The sequence below is a fragment of the Rhodococcus sp. P3_B8 genome (assembly GCF_056402775.1).
On record NZ_JBFUGT010000480.1, the window covers coordinates 1 to 3,457 of the forward strand.

General features: G+C 67.9%; 5 protein-coding genes. 1 reads left to right on the forward strand and 4 read right to left on the reverse strand.

Annotated elements, in window-relative coordinates:
- On the reverse strand, window positions 1–665 hold a 665-nt coding region (locus AC1D1G_RS43240), incomplete at its 3' end, for a DUF418 domain-containing protein (RefSeq protein WP_477956709.1).
- A 79-nt stretch (window positions 666–744) separates the two neighbouring features.
- On the opposite strand from AC1D1G_RS43240, the gene AC1D1G_RS43245 reads away from it, so the two are divergent.
- Complete coding sequence (locus AC1D1G_RS43245; RefSeq protein ID WP_283352780.1) at window positions 745–1,329, forward strand: TetR/AcrR family transcriptional regulator; 585 nt, start codon at window positions 745–747, stop codon at window positions 1,327–1,329.
- 57 nt (window positions 1,330–1,386) lie between these two features.
- Here AC1D1G_RS43245 and AC1D1G_RS43250 read toward each other — a convergent pair whose 3' ends face one another.
- From AC1D1G_RS43250 to AC1D1G_RS43260, 3 genes are all read right to left on the reverse strand, one after another.
- Complete coding sequence (locus AC1D1G_RS43250) at window positions 1,387–2,040, reverse strand: dihydrofolate reductase family protein (protein ID WP_283332491.1); 654 nt, start codon at window positions 2,038–2,040, stop codon at window positions 1,387–1,389.
- Between the two features lie 136 nt (window positions 2,041–2,176).
- Window positions 2,177–2,572, reverse strand: coding sequence for a PPOX class F420-dependent oxidoreductase (locus AC1D1G_RS43255; RefSeq protein ID WP_477956710.1), 396 nt, complete (start codon window positions 2,570–2,572; stop codon window positions 2,177–2,179).
- A gap of 32 nt (window positions 2,573–2,604) precedes the next feature.
- On the reverse strand, window positions 2,605–3,457 hold an 853-nt coding region (locus AC1D1G_RS43260), incomplete at its 5' end, for a cobaltochelatase subunit CobN (RefSeq protein WP_477956711.1).

The following is a 3,457-nucleotide window of genomic DNA, read 5'->3' on the forward strand; positions in this document are numbered from 1 at the left end:
CCGTAGAGGTGTGCGCCGACGAGGAACAGGGCGATCGACAGCGGCAAGATGAAGAGCACCTCGAGTCGGAACAGCAACACGTGGTCGGCGCGGAAGACGACGAGATCCCAGAAGCTGCCGTCCGCATAGGGGTTCGGTGACAGCGGCTGGGGCTCCCGCGCGGGCGCCGAGGACAATGCCGCGACGACGAGGCCGAGCATCGCCGCGTGGACGGTCACGGCACACGCCACCCAGACGCGTTGCGCGCGAATGCCTGTGGTCAGGATGAAGGCGACGATCAATCCGGTGAGGGCGTATCCGATCAGGACGTCGAACTCGGTGAACAGCAGAAAATGCAGTGCTCCGTCGAGCATCAGCAGCCCCGCACGCCACGGGTAGCCGCYCGGCCACCGCCGGCCCCGTCGCTGCGCGGAGCGCTGCTGAATGACCAGTCCGATGCCGAACATGATGGTGAGCAGGCCGAGGAACTTGCCCTGCGCGAACTGCTGCAGTACCGCCTGCACCGGGGCCCATCCGCCGGTGGCTCGTCCGGTGCCGTTGATATACCCCACCAGACCCCCGACGTTGGTGAAGATCCAGATGTTGGTGGCGAGAGTGCCCAGGATGGCCGCACCGCGCATGACGTCGAGCGCGGCATAGCGGTGGGAACTCGACAGCGACGTCATGCCTTCAGCCCTCCAGTACTTGTTAGTACGATCGTGCTAGCAAGCGCTCATGCTAACACGGTCGTGTTAACATGGCAGAGTGCCGAAGCTCATCGACCACGACCGAAGGCAGCAGGAGATCGCCGAGGCCGTGTGGCGGGTGATCCAACGCGAGGGCATCGGCGCCGTGTCCGTCCGGGATGTTGCCGCGGAGGCCGGAATCTCGAGCGGATCGCTCCGACACGTGTTCGCCAGCAAGGCCGAACTCCTCGCCTATTCGATGCGGCTCGTCGCAACGCGTGTCCGCGAACGAGCACAGACCCACGCCTCGATCACCGACCCGTGGCAGCGCGCTCTCGCGGTGCTGGACGAAGTCCTCCCCCTCGACGACCGCCGACGCTGCGAAATGGAAGTGAACCTGGCCCTGGTCGCGGAAAGCCCCGCCCATCCCCTGCTGAAGGAGATCGCCCTCGACGCCCAACGGCAGCTCCGCGGTGCCTGCGCCGCGATCCTGACCGGCCTCGCTCAACGGGGCCTGATCGCGCCGGACATCGACGTCGACACCGAGGCGATGCGCCTGCACGCACTTGTCGACGGCGCCGCGATGCACGTTCTGCTCGGCGACACCGACACCCCGGACACCGCTCAGCGCATGATCGCCGACCATCTCCGCACACTCGCCTGACCGGTCACCGAAGATGCGGTGCCACATACCCGTTCCGCGAAGAGGCGACCCGCCCCCTCATCGCGCGGGCCGGTAGCGGAGCCAGACGAGGCCGTCTTCGAAGGCACGGCTCGCGATGAGGTCGAACCGGATCGCTGCCGGTGCCGATCCGTGCCACAGACGATGTGTCCGCACACCAGGCAGCCGGGGGTGGACGAGCAGGCTCACCTCATCCAGCAACCCAGCGCCGAGCAGGACGCCGATCAGCGCACCCCCGCTGTCCACCCGCACGACCTCGCCGCCGGCGCGCCCGCCGAGGATCTCCAGAGCAGCAGCCAGATCCACACGCTCGGTACCTGTCACCAACTCCTGCACCGGTCGGCCACCTCCGCGAGGCGGGGTGGCCTCGGCGTGCAAAGCGAGCACCTCCGACCAGTGTCCGACGTCCCGCAGCGCCTCCCACACCCAGTCGTCGACGCGTCCCCGGCTGTCGACAACGGCCAGCAGCGGCCCGCCCTCGAGCGGGCCGGGGCGGGGAGCGGCAGCCAACGCCTGCTCCTGCGCCAGCATCGTGTCCGCCCCCACCAGGGTCACGTCTTCTCTCCAGGTCGCCGCGAGTTCGTAGAACCGGCCCACATCCGGCTCGAAGCCCGTCGTGGCCCCGTCCAGGGCGACCGCAACATGAGCGACGACATAGGGACGCTCCTCCGAGTCGCGCGTCTCTCTCGGCATACTCGTGACCGTAACTCGTTGGCTCGTTCAGCCGATCACGAGACCTATTGTTGCCCGCCGCCTGGACGGTTTCGGCAACCGACTGTTCGACGACGCCGCGTTCGGATCACGTTCTCGGTTCGATGGCGGCCCCTGCCTACCGGTCGTCGGCCGTGACGGCGAGCCCGATGGTGCCGGTCTTTCCTCGGCGCAGGAGGCTGCCTTTCATCGTGAGCCAGCCGAGGATGMCGTACTTGCGGGCGATCACGTCCCGCGTGTGATCGGTGTCGGTGGCGTCGAGGATGACGGCGCGGGCGGGAACCTCGGGCCCCTTCGGCTTGCCGCGAGCATCGCACGCAGCCACCGTCACCTCCGGGTTGCGGCGGATCCGTTTGACCTTGTAGGAGTCGGTGACCGTCCACATCAGCAGACGCTCACCGTCGGCGGCGGCCCAGAGCGGCGTCGCCACCGGGGTGCCGTCTTTCCGAAACGTGGTGAGCAGGACATACTTCGCGGACGACACCCGGTCGAATTCTGTGGTCACCGGCCCCATGCTAGACCGAACCGCGAAGCCCGGACGGTGGGTCAGTCCCCTTCGAGTTCGCCTTCGGTCTCGAGATACACCTGCCGCAGGCCGTCGAGGGTCTGCTGGTCGGGGTGCTCCCACATGTCCCGCTCGGCCGCCTCGAGCAGGCGTTCGGCGATGCCGTGCAGGGCCCACGGGTTGGACTGTTCCATGAACTTGCGGTTCTGGTCGTCGAGCACGTACGACTCGGCGAGTTTCTCGTACATCCAGTCGGCGACGACGTTGGTGGTGGCGTCGTATCCGAACAGGTAGTCGACGGTGGCCGCCATCTCGAACGCACCCTTGTAGCCGTGGCGGCGCATCGCCTCGAGCCACCGCGGGTTCACGACGCGGGCGCGGAACACTCGGGACGTCTCCTCCGACAGGGTTCGGGTGCGCACCGACTCCGGACGGGTGCTGTCGCCGATGTACGCCTCGGGTGACTTTCCGGTGAGCGCCCGCACGGTCGCGACCATTCCGCCGTGGTACTGGAAGTAGTCGTCGGCATCGGCGATGTCGTGTTCGCGGGTGTCGGTGTTCTTGGCCGCCACGGTGATTCGACGGTACGCGGTCCGCATGTCGTCGGCGGCGGGCGCACCGTCGAGTCCGCGGCCGTATGCGAAACCACCCCACGTGGTGTACACGTCGGCGAGGTCGGCGTCGCCGCGCCAGCTCTTGGAATCGATCAGCTGCAGCAGTCCGGCCCCGTAGGTGCCCGGCTTCGACCCGAAGATGCGGGTGGTCGCGCGCCGTTCGTCGCCGTGCTCGGCGAGGTCCGCCTGCGCATGTGCGCGCACGAAGTTGCTCTCCGCCGGTTCGTCCAACGCCGCGACAAGCCGGACGGCGTCGTCGAGCAGCGCCAGGACGTGCGGG

Bases quoted from the DNA above. Each gene is read 5' to 3' on its own strand.
- AC1D1G_RS43250 (WP_283332491.1), bottom strand. From the start codon at position 2,040: ATGCCGAGAGAGACGCGCGACTCGGAGGAGCGTCCCTATGTCGTCGCT.